The sequence below is a fragment of the Dietzia sp. SYD-A1 genome (assembly GCF_015356725.1).
Taxonomy (GTDB): domain Bacteria; phylum Actinomycetota; class Actinomycetes; order Mycobacteriales; family Mycobacteriaceae; genus Dietzia.
Genome location: NZ_JADDKI010000295.1, coordinates 1 through 2,940, shown reverse-complemented (window position 1 = coordinate 2,940; position 2,940 = coordinate 1). Strand labels below are relative to the sequence as shown.

Here is a 2,940-nt window from a genome sequence, read left to right as displayed (position 1 = left end):
GGGCAGTGGAGGTCGGGCTGCTTGACGCCGGGGTGACGGCGGACGGACCCGAGCGACGAGCGGTGAGGGGATCGCCCGGCCCCCCGGTCGCATCCGAGAACGGTGCGAGTGTGGGCAGGGTGCTCGCCGAGGCGGGTAGAAGCGCGAGGAACCCCGGGATCGTCCCGGCGAGCATGACCGAGGGCATACCGGAACGCACCGTCAGATGTGGCCGGGACCCCTCGATGAGCGTGCCACCCCGCTCGACCAGGGGGTCCGATCGCGGTTCGGCGAGTTGGTCGGCGACCTCATCGACGGAGGGTGCGGCGGTGTCCGCGGGGCCGAGGATCACGGCTGCCGCCGCGACGCCTACTCCTCCGGCGAGAACGGCGATGAGACCGGCAGCGGCGAACCTCATGCCACTCCTCCACTCATGCGCCCAGTGTAATGATGACGCGACCACTGTCCCACCGATTGTGGATCTTGGAAAGAGGGTCGGCCACACGGATCGGCGGACGGGCCGCACCCTCGCAGGGTGCGGCCCGTCCGCCGATCTGACCGCGGGACCTCGGCAGGCCCCGGAGGTCTCAGCCCAGGCGCTCCTTGAGAGCGGCGAACTGCTCGTGCACCTCGGACGGGACCTTGGGCCCGCAGAAGTCCAACCACTCGGTGATGAGCGGGAGTTCGCGGCGCCACTCCTCGGGGTCGATCGCCAGCGCCTCCTCCACGTCCCTGAGGGGGGTGTCGAGGCCGGTGAGGTCGATGTCCTCGGCGCGGGCGGTGAACCCCGCCACGGTCTCATCCGCGTCGACGCGGCCCTCGATGCGGTCCACGACCCACTTCAGGACGCGGCTGTTCTCGCCGAAACCGGGCCAGAGGAAGCGGCCGTCCGCGCCCTTGCGGAACCAGTTGACCAGGAAGACCTTGGGCATCTTGTCGCCACCGCGCTCGCCCATGTCCACCCAGTGCTGGAAGTAGTCACCGACGTTGTATCCGATGAAGGGCAGCATCGCCATCGGGTCCCGGCGGACCGCACCGACCTTGCCCTCCGCGGCCGCGGTCTGGCCGGAGGAGAGGGTGGCCCCGATGTAGACGCCGTGGTTCCACGAGTGGGCCTCGCTCACCAGCGGCACGGTGTCCGCCCGGCGCCCGCCGAACAGGATGGCCGAGATCGGCACGCCCTGCGGGGAGTTGAACTCCTCGGCGGTGACCGGGCACTGGTTGATCGGTACGCAGTAGCGGGAGTTGGGGTGGGCGGCGTTGCCCGCCCCGCCGTCACCCACCGGGGTCCAGTCGTTGCCGAGCCAGTCGATCAGGTGGTCCGGGGTCCCCTCCAGGTCCTCCCACCACACGTCACCGTCGTCCGTGAGTGCGACGTTGGTGTAGATCGAGTTCCCCGCCTCCAGCGTCTTCATCGCGTTGGGGTTCGACGAGTAGTTGGTACCGGGGGCGACTCCGAAGAAGCCGTACTCGGGGTTCACCGCGTAGAGCCGGCCGTCGGCACCGAACCGCATCCAGGCGATGTCGTCGCCCACGACCTCGGCGCGCCACCCCTCGATGGTCGGCTGGAGCATGGCGAGGTTGGTCTTGCCGCACGCGGACGGGAACGCCGCGGCGATGAAGTAGACCTTGTCCTCGGGGGAGATGAGCTTGAGGATGAGCATGTGCTCGGCCATCCAGCCCTCGTCGCGGGCCATGGCGGAGGCGATCCGCAGCGCGAAACACTTCTTGCCCAGCAGTGCGTTTCCGCCGTACCCGGATCCGAACGACCAGATCTCACGGGTCTCCGGGAAGTGGGTGATGTACTTCTCCTCGTTACACGGCCACGGGACGTCGTCCTGGCCGGGCTCGAGGGGCGCACCGACGGTGTGCAGGCCCTTGACGTACTCGCCGTCGGACCCGATCTTCTCCAGGGCGGCGGTGCCCATGCGGGTCATGATCTTCATGGACACCACGACGTAGGCCGAATCGGTGAGTTCGATGCCGAGCTTGGGATCCTCGGCGTCGAGGGGGCCCATGCAGTAGGGCACCACATACATCGTGCGGCCACGCATGCTGCCGCTGAACAACTCGGTCATGTGGCCGCGCATCTCGGCCGGGTCCCGCCAGTTGTTGGTGGGACCGGCGCCCTCCTCGGTCTCCGAACAGATGAACGTCCGCGACTCGACGCGCGCGACGTCCTTGGGGTCGGACTGGGCGAGGAACGAGTTCGGCTTCTTCGACTCGTCGAGTCGGACGAACGTGCCGTGCTCCACCAGTTCGGTCGTGAGGCGGTGCCACTCCTCGTCCGAGCCGTCCGCGAAGACGACCCGGTCCGGCTGGGTCAGTTCGGCGACCTCGGCGATCCACGCGAGCATCTCCGCGTGATCGGTTGGCGCCTGACCCTCGAGGCCGGGAATGGTGGTGGTGGTCATCACAGCTCCTCGTGCACGGTGCATGGTATCGGTCACAGACTATCGTCAACCCGATCACACCGCCGCCGTCCGGGCCTCGTTCGCGGCCCCGACGTGAGCAAAGCCTCAACTTTTCAGATGTGACCGTGGTCTATCCGTTCCCATCTGGCCGGGACAGGGGCTGACTCGGGGGACCCCGCCGGGGCCTCGTTGGTGAATCCGCCGAACGGCACCCCTTCGGCGGGATTGGCCAGTCGCCAGGAGTCGTAGCTTCCGTCGAACCGGACCGTCGAGACGTGGTCGACCGTGCCGTCGCCGTCGACGTCCGTGTAGACGGTGAGCCCCCGGCCGTCGCCCCGGGTGACGGCCTCCATGAAGCCGTCACCGTCCAGATCCGCCTCGGGTGAGCCGAGATCGAGGACGCCGTCACCCACAGGGACGTGGAGGCCGAGGGACGAGGCCTCGGCGAGCGGGGCCCCGTCGAGGCCACAGACGTCGGGACGGGCGCTGAAATCGGACGGGTCGGGTCCGTGGAAGGAGTCGGTCATGGCGAGGGGCTCCCTGGGGT

The 2,940-nt window shown here is 68.7% G+C and carries 3 protein-coding genes; all 3 read right to left on the bottom strand.

The window, feature by feature from the left end; all coding sequences use genetic code 11:
* Nucleotides 1–397, bottom strand: a 397-nt coding sequence (locus IY392_RS12300) for a hypothetical protein (RefSeq protein WP_194861371.1), incomplete at its 3' end; no start/stop codon positions are given.
* Between the two features lie 169 nt (nucleotides 398–566).
* The gene (locus IY392_RS12295; protein ID WP_182612241.1) at nucleotides 567–2,393 is read right to left on the bottom strand and encodes a phosphoenolpyruvate carboxykinase (GTP); all 1,827 of its coding nucleotides are present in this window, start codon (nucleotides 2,391–2,393) and stop codon (nucleotides 567–569) included.
* Between the two features lie 113 nt (nucleotides 2,394–2,506).
* Nucleotides 2,507–2,940: DUF6802 family protein (locus IY392_RS12290; RefSeq protein ID WP_375292914.1), on the bottom strand; the 434-nt coding region annotated here is incomplete at its 5' end.

What these genes read in the sequence shown, in the direction of transcription:
- IY392_RS12295 (WP_182612241.1), bottom strand. Translation starts at nt 2,393, where the DNA reads ATGACCACCACCACCATTCCCGGCCTCGAGGGTCAGGCGCCAACCGAT.